Genomic DNA, 19,247 nt, shown 5'->3' with positions numbered 1-19,247 from the left:
CCGCGACCGGACCTCTTTACATGCCTCGCGTCATCCTCATCCCTCAGCTGGAGGGTAGCCGCCCATGAGCAAAATCCTGCATCGCTTGGCCCTTTTCGGCCTGCTACTGCCTGTCTGCCTGCCATTGGCTGCGGCCAACACGGGTTTATCGAACAAGGTTCAGCAGTCGCTGAAAGCCAACAAAATCAGCAGCCAGTCGCTGTCTGTGGTTACCGTGCCGCTCAACGGCCCAGGCAACAGCACCTTTTTCAATGCCGATATTTCCGTCAACCCGGCTTCCACCATGAAGCTGGTCACCACCTACGCAGCCCTGGAGCTGCTTGGCCCGACCCACCAGTGGAAAACCGAATTCTTCACCGATGGCCAACTGAAGAACGGCGTGCTCAACGGCAACCTGTACCTCAAGGGCGGCGGCGATCCCAAGCTGAATATGGAAAAGCTCTGGCTGATGATGCGTGACCTGCGCGCCAACGGCGTGCTGCAGGTGACGGGCGACCTGGTGCTCGACCGCAGCCACTTCGTGCAGCCGCAGCTGCCCAGCTTCAATGACGACGGCGGCGACGCCAACAAGCCGTTCCTGGTGGCCCCCGACTCGCTGCTGGTCAACCTCAAGGCGCTGCGTTTTATCGCGCGCACCGAAGGCGGCAAGGTGCATATCGTCGCCGAACCGCCGATTGCCAATATCCGCATCGACAACCGCGTCAAAGCCCTGCCCGCAGCAAAATGCCCAGGCTGGCCGGATGTGCGCTACAACCCGGTGACCGAGTTCGACGGTACCACGGTGATTGTCAGCGGCAAGCTGGCCGAGGGCTGCAGCTCGCAGACCTACCTGTCACTGCTTGATCACCCGAGCTACGCCGCTGGCGCCATCCGCGCCATCTGGCAGGAACTGGGCGGCAGCATCATGGGCAAGGATCGCCTCGCTGAGGTGCCGGAGAAGGCCCGCCTGCTGGCCCGCGCCTACTCGCCGGACCTGACCGAGATCATCCGCGACATCAACAAGTACAGTAACAACACCATGGCCCGGCAGCTGTTCCTCAGCCTCGGCGCGCAGTTTCGCAACTCCGCGGACCAAGACGACAGCAAGGCCGCACAGCGGGTGATTCGCAGCTGGCTGGCGCGTAAAGGCATCACCGCGCCGCACCTGGTGATGGAGAATGGTTCGGGGCTGTCTCGCGCCGAGCGGGTCAGCGCGCGGGAAATGGCGGCGCTGTTGCAAGCCGCCTGGAAGAGCCCGTATGCCGCCGAATTTATGGCCTCGCTGCCGCTGGTGGCGATGGACGGCACCATGCGTAAACGCCTGCACCGCACCCCGCTGGTGGGCGAGGCGCGGATCAAGACCGGTACCCTGAACAACGTGCGCGCCATCGCCGGCTTTAGCCGCGACAGCAACGGCAATAGCTGGGCCGTGGTGGCCATCCTCAACGACCCCCGCCCATGGGGCGCCTCGTCGATTCTCGATCAGGTGCTGCTGGATCTGTACAAACAACCCAAGCTCAACGCCCAACGCTAAGCCTGCAACGCCGCGCCATTCCCGGCGCGGCGGTTCTACTCCATCTCCCCACACAGCTGCGCCGCGCGTAACACCGCGGCGGTCAGGCTATGCCGCTCCCATTCCTGTAACCCAGCAAAACGCTCGACAAACTCCGGCGGCAGCAGGCTCGGCGCCTGTTGCAGCAGCGTGCGGCCCTGCTCGCTAAGCAGCAGCCACTGACGGCGGCGATCCTGATCGTCGCGCTGGCGTTGCAGCAGGCCCTTCTCCTCCAGCCGGTCGAGCATGCCCGACAGGGTCGCGGCGGTCAGGCTGACGCGGCTACTCAAGTCGCTGGCCGTCAGCCGCGTTTCCCCTGCCAGCACCTGCAAAATCATCAGCTGCATCGGCGTCAGCCCACCGAAGCGACCGAGGCGTTTGGCATGCACCTCACCGGCCTGCTGCAAGCGCCGCAAGGCCTGAAACAGTGGCAGTTCGAAGGCGGTAACAGATGACAAATCTATTTCAGTAGAAACCTTTTTATCGACCATAATCGCCTTTTAATTCGCTATAAAACTTTGACATGAAAGCATTATTTTGTTTTGGTGTAAAAGGTTCGGCAGCCCCGAACCACTCCCCAACGGCAATACCGGTAAGGAATTATGTGCGCAATCGCTGGAGAATTACGTTTTGATCAACGACCGGCCGACCTGGCTGCAGTCGAGCGAATCACCCATCACATGGCCGCTCGCGGCCCCGATGCCCACGGCTTTCATAGCCAGGGCCCGCTCGCCCTCGGCCATCGCCGCCTGAAGATCATGGATCTGGCCGAAGCTTCCGGCCAGCCGATGGTCGACAGCGATCTGGGCCTGACGATGGTGTTCAACGGCGCCATCTACAACTACCCGGAACTGCGCGAAGAGCTCAAAGCCCTCGGCTATCGCTTTTTCTCGGATGGCGACACGGAAGTGCTGCTCAAGGGCTACCACGCCTGGGGCACCGACCTGCTGCCCAAGCTCAATGGCATGTTCGCCTTCGCCATCTGGGAGCGCGACCGCCAGCAGCTGTTCATCGCCCGCGACCGCCTCGGGATCAAGCCGCTGTACCTGTCACACACGGGCGAACGCCTGCGTTTCGCCTCCAGCCTGCCGGCACTGCTGGCCGGCGGTGATATCGGCAAGACCCTCGACCCCGTCGCCCTCAACCATTACCTGAATTTCCATGCGGTGGTGCCCGCGCCGCGCACCCTGTTGGCCGGGGTGACGAAACTGCCACCCGCCAGCTGGATGCGCATCGACGCCCAAGGCAACTGTGAGCAGCAGACCTGGTGGAACCTGAACTTCGGCCCGCAGCGTGACGAAATCACGTTTGGCCTGGACGAATGGCGCGAGCGCGTATTGGATGGCATGCGCGAAGCCGTGTCGATCCGCCAACGCGCCGCCGTGGACGTCGGTGTATTGCTTTCCGGCGGAGTGGATTCGAGCATGCTGGTCGGCCTGCTGCGTGAAGCCGGGGTGGACAACCTGTCGACCTTCTCCATCGGTTTTCAGGATGCCGGCGGCGAGCGCGGCGACGAGTTCCAGTATTCCGACCTGATCGCCGAACACTTTGCCACCCGTCACCACCAGCTGCGTATCGGCGAGCACGAGATTCTCGAACAGCTGCCGGCGGCCTTTCGCGCCATGAGCGAGCCGATGGTCAGCCACGACTGCATCGCCTTCTACCTGCTGTCACGCGAGGTGGCCAAGCACTGCAAGGTGGTGCAAAGCGGCCAGGGCGCCGACGAGCTGTTTGCCGGCTATCACTGGTACCCGCAGGTGAACGCCGCCGAGGATGCCTTCGACGCCTACCGCGCAGCATTCTTCGACCGCGATTACGACGAGTACGCCGCCTGCGTGCAGCCCGCCTGGCTGACCGGCGACATGGCCGGCGACTTCGTCCGTGAGCATTTCGCCCAGCCCGGCGCCGTGGCGGCCGTGGACAAGGCGCTGCGCCTGGACAGCACGGTGATGCTGGTCGATGACCCAGTCAAACGGGTCGACAACATGACCATGGCCTGGGGCCTGGAGGCGCGCACGCCGTTCCTTGATTACCGCCTGGCCGAGCTCTCGGCGCGTATCCCAGGGCGTTTCAAGCTACCGGATGGCGGCAAGCATGTGCTCAAAGAGGCCGCACGCCAGGTGATTCCCAGTGCGGTGATCGACCGGCCCAAAGGGTACTTCCCAGTGCCGGGCCTCAAGCATCTGCAAGGTGCAACCCTGGGCTGGGTACGCGATCTGCTGCTCGACCCCAGCCAGGATCGCGGCCTGTTCAACCCGGCCATGCTCGACCGTCTGCTGAGTGACCCGCACGGCCAGTTGACGCCGTTGCGCGGGTCGAAGTTGTGGCAACTGGCGGCACTCAACCTCTGGCTGAACGAACACGGCCTATAGAACGCTGCGGTGGATGAGCACAGGCACATCCACCGCAGTGCCTTAACCCTGAAATACGCAATCTGCTCACGGCAAAGGAAACTCTCCAATGCGTGCCACTGCCTTTAACCAACGCCTGCTGCGCGGCCAAACGCCCTCCTACGAGCGCCTGCAAGCGCGCCTGGCCGAGGATCACCACGCCCCGCCCAGCCAGCCGCAAGCTCTGCACTGCGGTTGGGGCCGCCTGCTGATCGGCCACACCTACCCGGACGCCGGCGCCCTGGCCAGCGATCTGCTGACCGAACAACCCGGCGAACGCGATATCGCTCTATATGTCGCCGCCCCGCATCAGGTGCTGGCGCAAGCGCCGCAGCAGCTGTTTCTCGACCCCTCCGATACGCTGCGCCTGTGGTTCACCGACTACCGCCCGGCGCGCCGTGGCTTTCGCGGTTACCGCGTGCGCCGCGCGCAGAATGCCGAGGACTGGCAGGCGATCAATCAGCTCTATCAGCTGCGCGGCATGCTGCCGATCGAGCCGGGCAAACTCACCCCACGCCATCTCGGTGGACCGGTGTACTGGTTGGCCGAGGACGAAGACAGCGGCGCGGTGATTGGCAGCGTCATGGGCCTCAACCACCACAAGGCCTATCAGGACCCGGATCACGGCAGCAGCCTGTGGTGCCTGGCAGTCGACCCGCGCTGCAGTCGGCCGGGCGTCGGCGAGGTGCTGGTGCGCCACCTGATCGAACACTTTATGAGCCGCGGCCTGAGTTACCTGGACCTGTCCGTGTTGCACGACAACCAGCAGGCCAAGGGGCTGTACGCCAAGCTGGGCTTTCGCGAGCTGCAGACCTTCAGCATCAAACGCAAGAACGGCATTAACGAAGCGCTGTTTCTTGGCCCCGGCCCGCACACACCGATGAACCCCTACGCGCGAATCATCGTCGATGAAGCGCTGCGCCGCGGCATCGACGTGCAGGTCGACGATGCCGACGCCGGGCTGTTCACCTTGAGCCATGGCGGCCGACGTATCCGCTGCCGGGAATCGCTGACCGACCTGACCAGCGCCGTCAGCATGACCCTGTGCCAAGACAAACGCCTGACCCACCGCGCCCTGGCCCGCGCCGGCCTGCACCTGCCGGCCCAGCGCCTGGCCGGCAGCGCCGAGGACAACGCCGCATTTCTCGCCGAGCACGGCAGCCTGGTGGTCAAGCCGGTGGATGGCGAACAAGGCCAGGGCGTGGCGGTGGACCTGCGCACGCCGCTGGATGTGCAGGACGCCATCGAACGCGCCAGCAGCTTCGACAGCCGCGTACTGCTGGAAAGTTTTCACCCAGGCCATGACCTGCGCATTCTGGTGATCGGCTTTGCCGTGGTGGCCGCCGCCATCCGCCGCCCGGCCGAAGTGGTCGGCGATGGCCAGCACAGCATCGGCGAGCTAATCGATGCGCAGAGCCGCCGCCGGCAAGCCGCCACCGAAGGCGAAAGCCGCATTCCCAAGGACGCCGAAACCCTGCGCACGCTGCATGCCGCCGGGGTCGACTACGACAGCGTGCTGCCCGCAGGGCAGCGCCTGGCCGTGCGCAAGACCGCCAACCTGCACACCGGCGGCAGCCTGGAGGACGTCACCGGGATCCTCCACCCGGTGCTGGCTGATGCTGCCGTCAAAGCCGCTCGCGCCCTGGATATCCCGGTGGTCGGTCTCGACCTGCTGGTGCCTGCCGCCGATCAGCCCGACTACGTATTTATCGAAGCCAACGAGCGCGCCGGCCTGGCCAACCACCAGCCACAACCCACCGCCGAGCGTTTTATCGATCTGCTGTTTCCGCTTAGCCAGGTGGATTGAACCCAACACGCCCGTAAGAGCCTGCTTGCTGGCGATCTTAGCGCCCCTGATCGCCAGCAAGCGGGCTCCTACCTCGGCCCCAACTGGAGACTGCCATGCAAGTCATACCCGAACCCGACCTCGTCTACCTGCAGAAAGTGCTGCTGGAAATGCTCGCCATTCCCAGCCCCACCGGCTTTACCGACACCATCGTGCGCTATGTGGCCGAGCGCCTGGAGGAGATCGGCATCCCGTTCGAGATGACCCGGCGCGGCACCATTCGCGGCACCCTCAAGGGCAAGCAAAGCAGCCCGGACCGCGCGGTCTCGGCGCATTTGGACACCATTGGCGCGATTGTCCGCGAACTGCAGGACAACGGCCGCCTGGGCCTGGCCGCAGTCGGCTGCTGGTCGAGCCGTTTCGCCGAAGGCAGCCGGGTCAGCGTGTTTACCGACCAGGGCGTGATTCGCGGCAGCGTACTGCCGCTGATGGCCTCGGGGCACGCCTTCAACACCGCCGTGGATCAGCTGCCGATCAGCTGGGACCACGTCGAACTGCGCCTGGATGCCTACTGCAGCACCCGCGCCGACTGCGAGTCGCTGGGCATCTCGGTGGGCGATTTTGTCGCCTTCGACCCGCTGCCGGAGTTCACCGAGAGCGGCCATATCAGCGCCCGCCATCTGGATGACAAGGCCGGCGTTGCCGCCCTGCTCACCGCCCTCAAGGCCATTAAGGAAAGCGGCCTGGAGCCGGAGATCGACTGTCACCCGCTGTTTACCATCACCGAGGAAGTCGGCTCCGGCGCGGCCGCGGCCCTGCCCTGGGATGTCAGCGAATTTGTCGGCATCGATATCGCTCCCGTCGCGCCGGGCCAGCAATCCAGCGAGCACACCGTCAGCGTGGCGATGCAGGATTCCGGCGGCCCTTACGACTATCACCTGTCACGCCAGCTGTTGCGCCTGGCCAGCGAGAATGAAATCCCGGTACGCCGCGACCTGTTTCGCTACTACCACAGCGATGCGCAGTCGGCAGTCACCGCCGGCCACGACATCCGCACCGCCCTGCTGGCTTTCGGCTGCGACGCCACCCACGGCTATGAGCGCACCCATATCGACAGCCTCAAGGCGCTTAGCCGCCTGCTCGCCGCCTACCTGCTCAGCCCACCGGTATTTGCCAGTGACGCCCAGCCGGCGCAGGGCTCGCTAGAGCGCTTTAGCCACCAACTGGAGCATGATGCGCAGATGGAAAGTGACACCCGCGTGCCGACTGTCGATAGCCTTTTGCGCCCCCGCGATCAGGACGCTTGAAGGGCCGCGCGCATCCGGGCAAAGTGATGCCATACGACGGGGCTGGACTCAGCCCCACATAAGAATAAAGAGGTTGGTTGATGCCTCGTATCTGGCTGGCGTTGGTACTGCTCTGGTTGTGCGCACCGGCGTGGGCACTCTTGCCTGCGACCCTGGACAATACCGATCTGCGCCTGTCACTCGGCCCGTCCATGGCCTACCTGGAAGACCCGCAAGGCCAGCTGAGCATCGAACAGGTCAGCGCTCTGGCCGATGAACGCTTTACCCCAGTGCAGGGCGAACACGCCAACCTCGGCAAGAATGATTCGGTCTGGTGGTTCAAGGTGCAACTGGATAACCGCCTGCCAAGCAACCTGGCCGGTTACCTGGAGGTCAACTACCCACTGCTCGACCACCTGCAGGTGTTTCTGGCCAATGCCGATGGCCAGTGGCCGATGCAGGAAAGCGGTGATACGTACGCTTTCTCCCAGCGCCCGGTGCAGGTGCGCAACTTCTGGTTCCCGATCGAGCTGCCGCCCGGCAACAGCACCCTGTTGATCCGCGTGGCAACCACCAGCACGGTCTTCGTGCCGCTGTTCTTCAGCACCTACCAGGCCAGCGCCGCCGCCCAGGAAAACCTCATGGGCATCAACGGGGCCTTCTACGGCGTGCTGTTCGCGATGTTCTGCTACAACCTGTTCCTGTTTCTCTCGCTGCGCGAGGCGGCCTACTTCTGGTACCTGGTATACAGCTTCAATATCGGCCTGTTCGCCGCCAGCTTCGACGGCATGCTGTTCAAGCTGCTGCCCGAACATGTCGGCCTGCAGTCGGTAAGCATCTATATCCTGATGTATATCCACTGCCTCACCGCCACCCAGTTCAGCCGCCACTTCCTGCATACCGCGCAACATTTCCCGCGCCTCGACCTGGGCCTGCGCCTGTTTATGCTGCTGGTGGGCGGTTGCCTGGTGTCGGTGCCGCTGATCGGCCTGCAGGCCTGGAATATCCTCGCCAGCCTGACCGTGCTGGCGGTGTCCCTGGTGCTGCTGCTTAGCGGGGCCTATGTGTGGCGCAAGGGCCTGCGCTACGGCTCCTACTACATCCTCGCCTGGGGCATTCTGCTGGCCTCCTTTATTATCGCCACCTCCGGCTCCCTGGGCCTCGAACTGCTCGGGCTGTATGGCGATGCGGTGGTCAAGGTCGGCGTGACCATCGAGCTGATCACCCTGTCCATCGGCCTGGCGGACCGTATCAACATGCTCAAGGAAGAAGGCTTCCAGTCGCGCCGCGCCGCCGAGCAGGCGGAGATCGAGAGCCTGGCCAAGAGCCGCTTCCTGGCCAAGATGAGCCACGAGATCCGCACCCCGCTGAATGGCGTACTGGGCATGCTGCAACTGCTCAAGGAAACCGCGCTGGATCGCAGCCAGCGCTTCTACGTCGACACCATTTCCAGCTCCGGCAGTTCGCTGATGGCGGTGATCAACGACATCCTCGATTACGCGCGCATCGAATCCGGCAAGCTCAGCCTGGAGCATATCGAGTTCGATCTGGAAGAGCTGATTTCCGACACCCTCAGCCTGTTCACCGGGCAGGCCCTGGACAAGCGCCTGCGCCTCTATGTCAGCCTGGAAAATGGCGTACCACGGCGCACAACTGGCGACCCGACCCGGCTCAAGCAGGTGCTGATGAACCTGCTCAGCAATGCCCTAAAATTCACCGCCGAAGGCCACGTGGCGCTCAATGTCTGCCGGCGTAATGATTCCCAGGGCAAACCGCACCTGGTGTTCGCCATCAGTGACAGCGGTATCGGCATCAGTGACCAGGCCCTGACCCAGCTGTTCGAGTCCTTCGCCCAGGGCGATTCCAGCACCACCCGCCGCTATGGCGGCAGCGGCCTGGGCCTGGCGATCAGCAAGGAGTTGGTGGAAATGATGGGCGGGCGTATCGAGGTACAGAGCACCCCAGGCCAGGGCACGCGCTTTGCCTTCGATATTCCGCTAAGCGATGACGTTTTGCAGGTCGACCCGCTGCACGAACTGCTCAAAGGCCGCACCGCCCTGCTCACCTCCCTCGATGGCCTCGGCCTGGATGCCCTGAGCCGCTTACTTGGGCGCTGGGGCATGCGTACCGAACGCTGCCAGAACCCGGAAACCCTGCTCGGCTACCTGGCAGATTTTGCCGCCCCGCCGCTGCTGGTATTGATGGCGCCATGGCCGGGCAGCATCCAGCACTGGCTGGATTCGCTGCGCCCGCTGCTGCGACCAGGACAGCGCGTGCTGCTGCTCTGCGCGCCGGAACAATGCCAGCAACTGCCCAGCTCAGCCGGCCTACGCCTGCTCGGCCTGCCGCAACCGCTGGCAATCAATGCACTGCGCAGTGCCCTACTCGAACTGTACGAAGAACCGCGTATCGTGGAAATCAAACCGCTGCCAAAAAACCACAGCGACAGCGCTAATGCGCCTTGCATCCTGGTGGCTGAAGACAACCCGGTGAATCAGCTGGTGGTGCAGGGCTTTCTGAAAAAGCGCGGCTACAACGTGCGCCTGGTGACTAACGGCCTGGCTGCGCTGAATGAATACCAGCGCGACCCGAATGCCACGCAACTGATCCTGATGGACTGCGAAATGCCGGAGATGGATGGCTTCGAAGCCACCCGGCAGATCCGCCGCCTGGAGCGCCAGTACAACCTGCCGGCGGTGCCGATCATCGCCCTGACCGCGCATATCCTCGATGAGCACCGCCAGCACGGCGCCGACTCCGGGATGAATGACTTCCTCGGCAAACCGCTGGACAGCGCCACGCTGTACAGCACCCTGGACGCCTATCTGCAACCGGCCGAACCGTCCGTTCAATAACTGCGCAGCAAATATGGCCGGCCAGAGCCGCGCGCGTTAGCAGGCCGTTGAAAAATGTAGGCGAGGCAGGTAAGACAAGGCAAAAACGGCCGAGGAAGCGGAGTGTACGAGCTGTACATGAGCATTCCGAGGCCGTTTTTAACGCAGTATTGCCAACGTAGGTAATTTTTCAACGGCCTGCTAGCATCCGCGCTGCGCTCTGGAGGCCTTACCGTGCTAATCCCTTATCACCTGCTCGAAGCTGACACCCTGACCCGCCTGATCGAAGACTTCGTTACCCGCGATGGCACTGACAATGGCGACGAAACCCCGCTGGATACGCGTATCGAACGGGTACGCCACGCATTGAGCAAAGGCCAGGCCGTGATTGTCTTCGATGCGGATAGCCAGCAATGCCAGCTGGCGCTCAAACGCGATGTGCCGAAAGAGTGGCTGGATGCACTTGAGCAATAAACGCCGCAGGGTGAGCTCATCCTCGTAGATTGACGCTGAACGCAGCGAAGCCCAACAGGCGGCATGTTCGTTAGTCTTCGCTGCGCGTCGTAACCCAACCTACCCGCGCAGACCGCCCTCGCGCTCCCACGCACAGCGCACGCGCAACTCGCCTTCCTGCGGGCTGTGAACGCCGTTATCCGACTCCCAGCGAAAGGTGTGCGTACCGTTCAGCTCGGTTTCCAGATGCACCACCGCGCTGGCCCAGTACAGGCGTTTGAGCAACGCCTCGAACTGTTTGATCCACAGGCTCCACTCATACTCCACCGTGCGGTAGCTGGCGCCGAAGTGGATCACCTGAGTCTGGTACAGGCCATCGCCCGGCTGCTCGCAACAGGCAAACATCTCCCGCCCGAGAAAACTCCAGGCATCGCCCGCCGGCAGCTCATCGAGCACCTGCCGATTGATTTCACGACGCAGACGGCTTTGAGCCGGACTGTCCGACGGACAGTCACGGATGCAACCATAAACGATGGATTCGGACTCCACGCAGGCACTCCAGCAAATCAAGGCTGCCTTCTATCACAGCCGCCAAGGCCAAGGAAGGAACTGCTGCCAAATAAGCGTCAACGCATCGCCGCAGCGACATCTGAGCGGCGTCAGCTATGGGCGCGCTTCGGCCCACGGCGCATGATCCAGGCCAGCAGCGTCATTAGCAGCGCAAGCGCGGTCAGCACCATAAACGGCAACTGGTAATTGCCTGCCAGATCGCGTGCCAGGCCGGTCAACACTGGGGTCAGGCAAGCCAGGCTGTAGCCCATGCACAGCATCATCGCGGTCCAGCGACTGACCGCCAGCGGCGAGCCTGCCTCATACAGCGGCAATACCAGCGACAAGGCGAAGGAGCCGCCCAGACCAAAGCCAATGCTGAGTGCCCACAGTTCGGGGATAAAGGTTGGCTGAAAAGTAATCATCGCCAAGCTAATAGTCGACAACAGACCACAGCCAACCAGCAGCAGGTAGCGGTTCTGGAAACGCTGCGCCAACCAGGGCAGCAGAAATGCACTGGGCAGGCCCATCAGCATCGACACACTGAACAGGCTGTTGCTGTGCATCAGACTCAAGCCAGCTTCGTGATAACGCGCAACAGCCCAGGTGGCGAGGGCATAAAACAAGCCGGCCTGAATGGCAAAAAACGCGCTGATCAGCCAGGCACGCGGCTGCCGCCAGGGCAGGCCCATGCCGCCTTCCTCGCTGTCAGCTTCGACACGGTTGGGCAGAAACAGCCAGAGCAGCAGCCCGACTACCGCCGGCAGCGCCCAAATGGCCAGGCCATAGGTCCAGTCATTACCCAGCCACTGCGTGGCCGGAATGGTGAGCACCGCACCACCGGCACCACCAATCGCCATGCTCAGCGAATACCAGCCCACCACACTGCCCATATGCCCGGCAAAGTGCCGCTTGATAAAGCCCGACAGCAAAGGCCCGGCAACCGCAATGGCCGCACCCAGGAGCACCGCACTGCCAATCAGAATCGCACTGGCATGTCCCACTGCACGCAGCAGCAGCGCCACTGCGATCACCGCCAGACACAGGGCGATGGTGCGTTCCAGCCCCAGACGCACGGCCAAGCGCGGCGCAAAAGGCGCCAGCAAGCCCATGCACAACACCGGCAGCGCAGTGGTCAGGCTAATCAGGCTGCGGCTCAGGGCCAGCTCTTCAGCGATCCGCTCGATCAACGGCGCCAGGGAGGTGATGCCAGGCCGCAAATTGATCGCGGCCAGAATCAGGGCCAGCAACAGCAGGGCCCGGGGGAAAGGTTTCACAGTAGATCCGTCAGTTTCGCGGCCATGCCGACATGGCCGCAAACCTTAGAGCGCCAGCTCATGCCAGGCAAGCCCGAACAGCGATTAAGTTGACCGTTAAATCAACTAATTGACGCCAACAACGCCATATCACTTGGCGCGCGGCGCACGCATCTTATCGGCCATGCTGGTCATTTCGTTGTACAGCAACTGCGGGTTCTTCTGCTTCAAGGCCCAGGCCATACGGCCCTGCTCATGGGGCAGAATCATAAATTCGCCTTTGCCGATTTCCTGGTAGATGTAGTCGGCAATATCTGTAGCGCTGATCGGCGAGCTTTCCAGCAGCTTGCCCACCTGTGCCTTCATCGCCGGTGTCGGGCCGCGGAAGGAATCCAGCAGGTTGGTCTGGAAGAACGAGGGGCACACCACATGCACACTGACCTCATGCAGTTTCAGCTCGATCAACAGGCTTTCCGACAAGGCCACCACACCGGCCTTGGCCACGTTGTAATTGCTCATCGCCGGGCCCTGCATCAAGGCCGCCATGGAGGCGATATTGACGATCTTGCCTTTGCTCTTTTCCAGCATCGGCAGGAAGGCCTTACAGCCCTTGACCACGCCCATCAGGTTGATCGCGATCTGCCACTCCCAATCTTCCAGCGACAGCTCGCTGAAGAAGCCGCCAGAGGCAACCCCGGCGTTGTTGACGATCACATCGATGCCGCCGAGCTTTTCCTCACAGGCCTGGGCAAATGCCGTTAGCTGGCTGTAATCACGCACGTCGCAACGCTGGGTGAAACCGTCACCGCCAGCCTCACGTACCAGCTGCAAGGTTTCCAGCAGGCCCGGCTCATTGACATCCGACAGCGCCAACTGCCAGCCCTCACGCGCCCAACGCAGGGCAATCTCACGCCCCAAACCCGAACCCGCGCCGGTGATCATCATGCGATTTTGCATAGGAAAGCTGCCTTGTGCTGCTGTGATTGATGGCACCAGTGTAGCCGGGGAAATTATCTTGCCTGCACACCATCATCCATCTGAATAAGGCGGCCTAAGCTCTACTCACGGCCGCCGCCAGCGCTGCCAAAGCAACACGCCATAAATCAGCCCATTAAGCAGCAGAACGAACAAGCCCAAGCCAATCTGAATCTGCGGCGTCAGCCCAGCCGGATAGATGATAGGCAGCAGATAGTGCTCCACAAAACCACCGCTATACCCCGCCTGCCCTGCTGTCAGACGCAGGCTGTGCTCCAGCGGAGTCAGCGGACAGGGCCAACGCATCAGCTCCACCAACCCCCCCCACAAGGCCGCAGGCACATGCAACCAGACCAACCTGTGCCAACGCCACACCAGCAAACCGCCCAGCACAGCGAACAGAATAAACAGTAAATGCACAACCACCACTGCATCTGCCGCCAGCGCCAACCAAAACATAAATCGCCTCGCTGTCAGTCCTCGAATCTGAAGCTTGCGGCAATGCGCAAGCGCCATTGGCGACATGATATCCAGATCAAGTAAGAGGCGGACTGATACCCGCCGCCTTCCGTCTAGGTACGACTGCACATACTGACCGCACCAGTCAGGATGCTAAGCACCATGCCTGAGAAAAAGAAAAGCCAGCTCACAGAGCTGGCTTGGATGTACTGCTGGCAGGCTGTTGAAAACCACCTGCGTTGTTCAACGGTCTGCTAAGCGTGCTTAAAACTGCTCATTCTTCGCGGCTTTCTCCAGCAGCAACGCTGGCGGCAGGAAGCGCTCGCCGTACTGCTCGGCCAAATACTGGGCGCGGGCGACAAAGTCCTGCACCCCGTACTGGTTGATAAACTGCAGCGCACCGCCGCTCCAGGCAGCGAAACCGATACCGAAGATCGAACCGATATTGGCATCAGCCACCGACTGCAACACACCCTCCTCCACACAGCGCACCGTCTCGATGGCCTGGATAAACAGGATGCGATCACGCACGTCGAGCTGCGAAATTTGCGCATCGCGCTTCTCGAAACGCGCTTTCAGTTCAGGCCACAGGTGCTTCTTACCGCCGGCAGGATAGTCATAGAAACCCGCACCCGCAGCCTTGCCCGGCCGCTTGTACTCGTTGAGCATCATGTCGATCACCGCAAAGGCCGGATGCTCTGGGATGGACTTACCCTCGGCTGCCAGGTCCTTGATGGTCTGCTGGCGGATATGGTTCATCAGGCTCATCGACACTTCGTCGCTGATCGCCAGCGGGCCGACCGGCATCCCCGCCTTGCGCGCTTCGTTCTCGATCATCGCCGCGCTCACGCCTTCGCCGAGCATGGCCAGGCCTTCGTTGGTGAAGGTACCGAACACCCGCGAGGTGAAGAAGCCGCGGCTGTCGTTGACCACGATCGGGGTCTTCTTGATCTGCATGACGTAGTCGAAACCGCGCGCCAGGGTCTCATCACTGGTGTGCTCGCCCTTGATGATTTCCACCAGCGGCATCTTGTCCACCGGGCTGAAGAAATGCAGGCCGATAAACTTGTCCTGCTTCTGCACCGCGTTGGCCAGGCCGGTGATCGGCAGGGTCGAGGTGTTGGAGGCAATCACCGCATCGCTCAGCGCCGCACGCTCAGCAGCGGCGGTGACGTTGGCCTTGAGGTCGCGGTCCTCGAACACCGCCTCGATGATCAGGTCGCAGCCGGCAAAGTCGGCATCGCTAACGGTCGGTTTGATTCGCGCCAGAATGCCATCGCGCTTCTCGGCGCTCATCTGGCCACGGCCAACCTTCTTCTCCAGCAGCTTGGCCGAGTAATCCTTGCCCTTCTCGGCCGCCTCGATGGAGATGTCCTTGAGCACCACCTCGATACCAGCGACCGCCGACACATAGGCAATACCGGCGCCCATCATGCCGGCACCGAGCACGCCGACCTTCTTGGTCACATGGGGCGCGAAGCCTTGTGGCCGCGAGCCGCCAGCGTTGATTTCATTGAGCTGGAACCAGAAGGTGCCAATCATGTTCTTCGCCACTTGCCCGGTGGTCAGCTCGGTGAAGTAGCGCGCCTCGATGATCTGCGCGGTGTCGAAGTCGACCTGCGCACCCTCGACGGCGGCGCACATGATCTTCTCCGGCGCCGGGAAGCAGCCCTTGGTCTTGTCACGCAGCACGCTCGGCGCGATGGCCAGCATCTGCGCCACGTTCGGGCTGGATGGCGTGCCGCCTGGGATCTTGTAGCCGGCCACATCCCAAGGCTGCTTGGGCGCCGGGTTGGCCACGATCCAGGCGCGGGCCTTGGCCAGCAGGTCGTCCTTGTCGGAGGCCAGTTCGTGGATCAAGCCAGCCTTGAGCGCCGCATCGGGACGGACCTTCTTGCCTTCGGCCAGGTATGGCAGGGCCTTTTCCAGACCAAGCAGGCGCACCATACGCACCACCCCGCCACCGCCCGGCAGCAGGCCGAGGGTCACTTCCGGCAGGCCGAGCTGGATACTGGAGCTGTTCAGGGCGATACGGTGATGGCAGGCCAGGGCAATTTCCCAGCCGCCGCCCAGGGCCGCGCCATTGATCGCCGCAACCACCGGCTTGCCCAGGCATTCCAGGCGGCGCAGCTGGCCTTTGATATTGAGGATCATCTGGTAGAAGGCCGGCGCGTCGGCCTTGGTGACCTTGATCAGCTCATTCAGGTCGCCGCCGGCGAAGAAGGTCTTCTTCGCCGAGGTGATAATTACCCCGGCGATGGAGTCCTTCTCGGCTTCCAGGCGCTCGACGATCTTGCCCATAGCCTCGCGGTACACCGCGTTCATGGTATTGGCGCTCTGGCCAGGCATGTCCATGGTCAGAACGACGATATTGTCCTGGCCTTTTTCGTAACGGATGGCATCAGTCATGTTCTTGGTCTCATCCCAAAGTGGGGGACGTAGGATGGGTTGAGCCCCGTAATACCCATCAACGGGGCGATGGGTATCGCTTCGCTCCACCCATCCTACGGTTCAGATTCGTTCGATGATGGTGGCGATACCCATACCGCCGCCCACGCACAGGGTGGCCAGGCCGTAGCGCAGCTGGCGCTTCTCCAGCTCGTCAAGCAGGGTGCCAAGGATGGCGCAGCCGGTCGCACCCAGCGGGTGGCCCATGGCGATGGAACCGCCGTTGACGTTGACCTTGTCCTCGCTGACGCCCATGTCCTGCATAAACTTCATTACCACCGAGGCGAACGCCTCGTTGACCTCGAACAGGTCGATGTCATTGACATTCAGCCCAGCCTTGGCCAGCGCCTTGCGCGTGGCCGGTGCCGGGCCGGTGAGCATGATGGTCGGGTCGGTGCTGGTCACGGCGGTCGCGACGATACGCGCCCGCGGTTTCAAGCCCAGTTCCTTGCCCTTGGCGGCGCTGCCGATCAGCATCAGGGCCGAGCCGTCGACTATGCCGGAGCTGTTGCCCGGAGTGTGCACGTGATTGATCTGCTCGACATGGCTGTAGACGCGCAGCGCAGTGCTGTCGAAGCCCATCTGGCCCATCATCTCGAAGCTCGGCTTGAGCTTGCCCAGGCCTTCGAGAGTGGAGTCGCCACGGATAAATTCATCGTGATCGAGCAGTACGATGCCGTTCTGGTCGGTCACCGGAATCAGCGATTTGCTGAACGAGCCGTCTTTGCTAGCGCGAGCGGCTTTGTGCTGCGAGCGCAAGGCGAAACTGTCGACGTCCGTGCGGCTGAAGCCTTCGAGGGTGGCAATCAGATCGGCGCCAATGCCCTGGGGGGTGAAATGGGTATGCATATTGGTGGCCGGGTCCATCACCCAGGCACCGCCGTCGGAGCCCATGGGAATGCGCGACATCGACTCGACGCCGCCCACCACTACCAGATCCTCGAAGCCGGAACGCACCTTCATCGCGCCCATATTCACCGCTTCCAGGCCCGAGGCGCAGAAACGATTGAGCTGTACGCCCGACACGCTGACATCCCAATCGGCGACCATGGCCGCCGTCTTGGCGATGTCTGCGCCCTGATCACCCACCGGCGTTACGCAGCCGAGCACGATGTCATCAACCTGGCTGGTGTCGAGGTTATTGCGCGCTTGTAGCGCCTTGAGCAGCCCGGCGATCAGGTCGACAGGCTTGACGCTGTACAGCGCGCCGTCCTTCTTGCCTTTGCCGCGGGGCGTGCGCACTGCATCGAAAATAAATGCTTCGGTCATGGCGTCCTCAGACCTCCAATGGAGGGTGGCTGGCGGCGCAGGTGGGGCCCACGCCTGTTCTTGTTGAGTGGGCCTACCATACGCTGCGCGCAAGCAGGCTCAATGACCGAAGTGCTCAGGCCTATTGACCACTCAGCTCAGACAAACGGTCAATCACGGGGCGAAGGCCTACAAGCGCGTCTAGCTCAAGGCGCTAGCGTCGGTGACAGGCAAATGTCATAACTACTGGCAACTACCCCATGGATTTTAGTAATCAAGACGTCTATGGCTTGCTGCCACACGACCCTACAGTTGAGTGAGTCGCCAATAAATAATCTGCTGGTCGGCTGACATAGGCGTCGTCGCCGGGGTTGCCGGGACGGCTTAAATGATCACATGAGGCGTGACGTCACATCCGCGTAGTGAGCAGGACAGGGACTATCCGCCGCAAAAAACAACAAGGCCAACCGCCATGTTCAATCCCGCCAAAATACGCCAGGCAGGCATCATTGTTTTTGCCACCACCTTGATCCTTATCCTTCCCAACCTGACCCGCTTGGTCGGCTAAATCCCTGATTTACTGCCCTGCCTGCCACTGCGGAGCCGGCAGCGGCAGCGCAATTTCTACAAACGCGTGCAGTGCAGTGCCTGTGCTAGGGTGATTTCAGTCAACCCAAGGAGCACGCCATGCGCACGCTATTTGCCACCCTCGGCCTGCTGGTCAGTCTGCCTCTGCTGGCCGGCGAAGCCGAACTCAGTGCCGCCGTTGCCGCCCTGCAATCCCCGGAGAGCATACTGATCGATGTCCGCAGCGCCGATGAATTCGCCGCCGGTGCCTTGCCCGGCGCCGAGCAGATTGACTATGAGCAGATCGCCAGCCGCATCAGCGCCCTCGCCCCTGACAAGGACACGCCGATCATCCTTTACTGCCGCAGCGGCCGCCGCTCCGGCATCGCCGAAGAAAGCCTGCGCGCCATGGGCTACAGCAACCTAATCAACGCTGGCGGCTATGACGAACTGAAACTCGCCCTGGAGTCGCAGGATTGAACACGCGCACCCTCGGCATCGCTCTGCTCGCCCTCTTACCCTTCACCCAGCTGCACGCCGCCGAGCTGACACTGGAGCTGGGCAACGGCAGCCAGCGCCTGAGCAGCGTCCAACTGCTCGCCCACCCGCAGGCGCAAAGCGTCGAGATCAGCGATGACGTCAGCTACAAACGCAGCATGCACTACCGCGCCGTGCCACTGGCGGTACTGCTGGACGGTGTGCAGCCGGGTGATCACCTGCAGCTGGTGGCAAGCGACGGCTTTGCCGCCGAACTCTCCGCCGCCCTCGCGCTCAGCCAAACCGGCAGCCAGGCCTGGATGGCCATCGAAGACCCAGCGCAACCCTGGCCCGCCCTGGGCAACGGCAAACCCAGTGCTGGACCGTTCTACCTGGTCTGGCAAAACCCGACCGCCAGCCAGATCGGCCCCGAGCAATGGCCCTTCCAGCTCGCCACCATCCGCAAACTGGCCCCGGTAGCGCAGCGCTTCCCGCAACTACTCCCCGCCGCCGACGCTAGCCCGGCGGTGCAGGCTGGCTTTGCTCAGTACCAGAAGAACTGCATGGCTTGTCACCGCCTGAATGGCGCAGGCGACTCGAAATTCGGCCCGGACCTGAATATTCCGCATAACCCGACGGAGTATTTCAGTAGCGACTTTCTAACCCGCTATATCCGCGACCCACAAAGTTTGCGGCGCTGGCCGCAGGGCAAGATGCCGGGGTTTGCGGTTGAAGTGTTGAGTAACAAGGAGTTGCGGGAGTTAATTGAGTATCTAAGCCATATGAAGGGAAGGAAGATAGAATCTTGAGAGCGGAAGCGGCTGAGCGAACCATGCACTATATAATCGAGACATAGCCTTGTTTTTCGCGACACAAAGTAAAACCCCCGACTGCTTTCGCAATCGGGGGTTTTGGTATAGGTGCTTGACGATGACCTACTCTCACATGGGGAAACCCCACACTACCATCGGCGATGCATCGTTTCACT

At 62.3% G+C, this 19,247-nt stretch carries 15 protein-coding genes; 8 read left to right on the top strand and 7 right to left on the bottom strand.

The features are described from left to right. Positions 1–64: 64 nt before the first annotated feature. Positions 65–1,513: a D-alanyl-D-alanine carboxypeptidase/D-alanyl-D-alanine endopeptidase gene (dacB, locus tag WA145_RS17750; RefSeq protein ID WP_422582833.1), complete on the top strand. Its 1,449-nt coding sequence runs from the start codon at positions 65–67 to the stop codon at positions 1,511–1,513. Positions 1,514–1,548: 35 nt separating this feature from the next. Here dacB and WA145_RS17745 read toward each other — a convergent pair whose 3' ends face one another. After that, on the bottom strand, positions 1,549–2,022 hold the full coding sequence (locus WA145_RS17745) for a MarR family winged helix-turn-helix transcriptional regulator (protein ID WP_422582832.1): 474 nt from the start codon (positions 2,020–2,022) through the stop codon (positions 1,549–1,551). Positions 2,023–2,133: 111 nt separating this feature from the next. Between WA145_RS17745 and WA145_RS17740 the strand changes: the two genes are divergently transcribed. The 5 genes from WA145_RS17740 (at position 2,134) to WA145_RS17720 (ending at position 10,301) form a co-directional block, all read left to right on the top strand. Continuing rightward, positions 2,134–3,903: an N-acetylglutaminylglutamine amidotransferase gene (locus WA145_RS17740; RefSeq protein ID WP_422582831.1), complete on the top strand. Its 1,770-nt coding sequence runs from the start codon at positions 2,134–2,136 to the stop codon at positions 3,901–3,903. A gap of 88 nt (positions 3,904–3,991) precedes the next feature. After that, positions 3,992–5,728, top strand: a complete 1,737-nt coding sequence (gene ngg / locus WA145_RS17735; protein ID WP_422582830.1) for an N-acetylglutaminylglutamine synthetase — start codon at positions 3,992–3,994, stop codon at positions 5,726–5,728. A 95-nt stretch (positions 5,729–5,823) separates the two neighbouring features. Next, complete coding sequence (locus tag WA145_RS17730; protein ID WP_422582829.1) at positions 5,824–7,014, top strand: osmoprotectant NAGGN system M42 family peptidase; 1,191 nt, start codon at positions 5,824–5,826, stop codon at positions 7,012–7,014. Positions 7,015–7,094: 80 nt separating this feature from the next. Next, the gene (locus tag WA145_RS17725) at positions 7,095–9,848 is read left to right on the top strand and encodes a 7TM diverse intracellular signaling domain-containing protein (protein ID WP_422582828.1); all 2,754 of its coding nucleotides are present in this window, start codon (positions 7,095–7,097) and stop codon (positions 9,846–9,848) included. A gap of 213 nt (positions 9,849–10,061) precedes the next feature. Continuing rightward, a complete protein-coding gene (locus tag WA145_RS17720; protein WP_422582827.1) occupies positions 10,062–10,301 on the top strand; it encodes a YheU family protein in 240 nt (79 codons plus the stop codon). A 99-nt stretch (positions 10,302–10,400) separates the two neighbouring features. Here WA145_RS17720 and WA145_RS17715 read toward each other — a convergent pair whose 3' ends face one another. The 6 genes from WA145_RS17715 to WA145_RS17690 all read right to left on the bottom strand — a co-directional run bounded on the left by WA145_RS17715 (position 10,401) and on the right by WA145_RS17690 (position 17,236). After that, positions 10,401–10,829: a hypothetical protein gene (locus WA145_RS17715; protein ID WP_422582826.1), complete on the bottom strand. Its 429-nt coding sequence runs from the start codon at positions 10,827–10,829 to the stop codon at positions 10,401–10,403. A 110-nt stretch (positions 10,830–10,939) separates the two neighbouring features. After that, on the bottom strand, positions 10,940–12,106 hold the full coding sequence (locus WA145_RS17710) for a CynX/NimT family MFS transporter (RefSeq protein WP_422582825.1): 1,167 nt from the start codon (positions 12,104–12,106) through the stop codon (positions 10,940–10,942). 129 nt (positions 12,107–12,235) lie between these two features. After that, on the bottom strand, positions 12,236–13,042 hold the full coding sequence (locus WA145_RS17705; protein WP_422582824.1) for an SDR family oxidoreductase: 807 nt from the start codon (positions 13,040–13,042) through the stop codon (positions 12,236–12,238). 105 nt (positions 13,043–13,147) lie between these two features. Then, complete coding sequence (locus WA145_RS17700; RefSeq protein ID WP_422582842.1) at positions 13,148–13,519, bottom strand: DUF2784 domain-containing protein; 372 nt, start codon at positions 13,517–13,519, stop codon at positions 13,148–13,150. A gap of 264 nt (positions 13,520–13,783) precedes the next feature. After that, positions 13,784–15,928 carry a 3-hydroxyacyl-CoA dehydrogenase NAD-binding domain-containing protein gene (locus WA145_RS17695; RefSeq protein WP_422582823.1) on the bottom strand — a complete coding sequence of 715 codons (2,145 nt, stop codon included), beginning with the start codon at positions 15,926–15,928 and terminating at the stop codon, positions 13,784–13,786. Positions 15,929–16,030: 102 nt separating this feature from the next. Beyond that, positions 16,031–17,236: an acetyl-CoA C-acetyltransferase gene (locus WA145_RS17690; protein WP_422582822.1), complete on the bottom strand. Its 1,206-nt coding sequence runs from the start codon at positions 17,234–17,236 to the stop codon at positions 16,031–16,033. A 666-nt stretch (positions 17,237–17,902) separates the two neighbouring features. Here WA145_RS17690 and WA145_RS17685 point away from each other — a divergent pair. Both WA145_RS17685 and WA145_RS17680 read left to right on the top strand, forming a co-directional pair. Continuing rightward, positions 17,903–18,262, top strand: coding sequence for a rhodanese-like domain-containing protein (locus tag WA145_RS17685; protein ID WP_422582821.1), 360 nt, complete (start codon positions 17,903–17,905; stop codon positions 18,260–18,262). Beyond that, positions 18,259–19,068, top strand: coding sequence for a c-type cytochrome (locus tag WA145_RS17680; RefSeq protein WP_422582820.1), 810 nt, complete (start codon positions 18,259–18,261; stop codon positions 19,066–19,068). Before WA145_RS17685 ends, WA145_RS17680 begins: the two co-directional genes overlap by 4 nt. Positions 19,069–19,247: the final 179 nt, after the last annotated feature.

This window comes from Pseudomonas sp. (assembly GCF_049301935.1).
Taxonomy (GTDB): domain Bacteria; phylum Pseudomonadota; class Gammaproteobacteria; order Pseudomonadales; family Pseudomonadaceae; genus Aquipseudomonas.
Note: the sequence above shows the minus strand (reverse complement) of the source record. Positions and strands in the feature narration are given on the sequence as shown.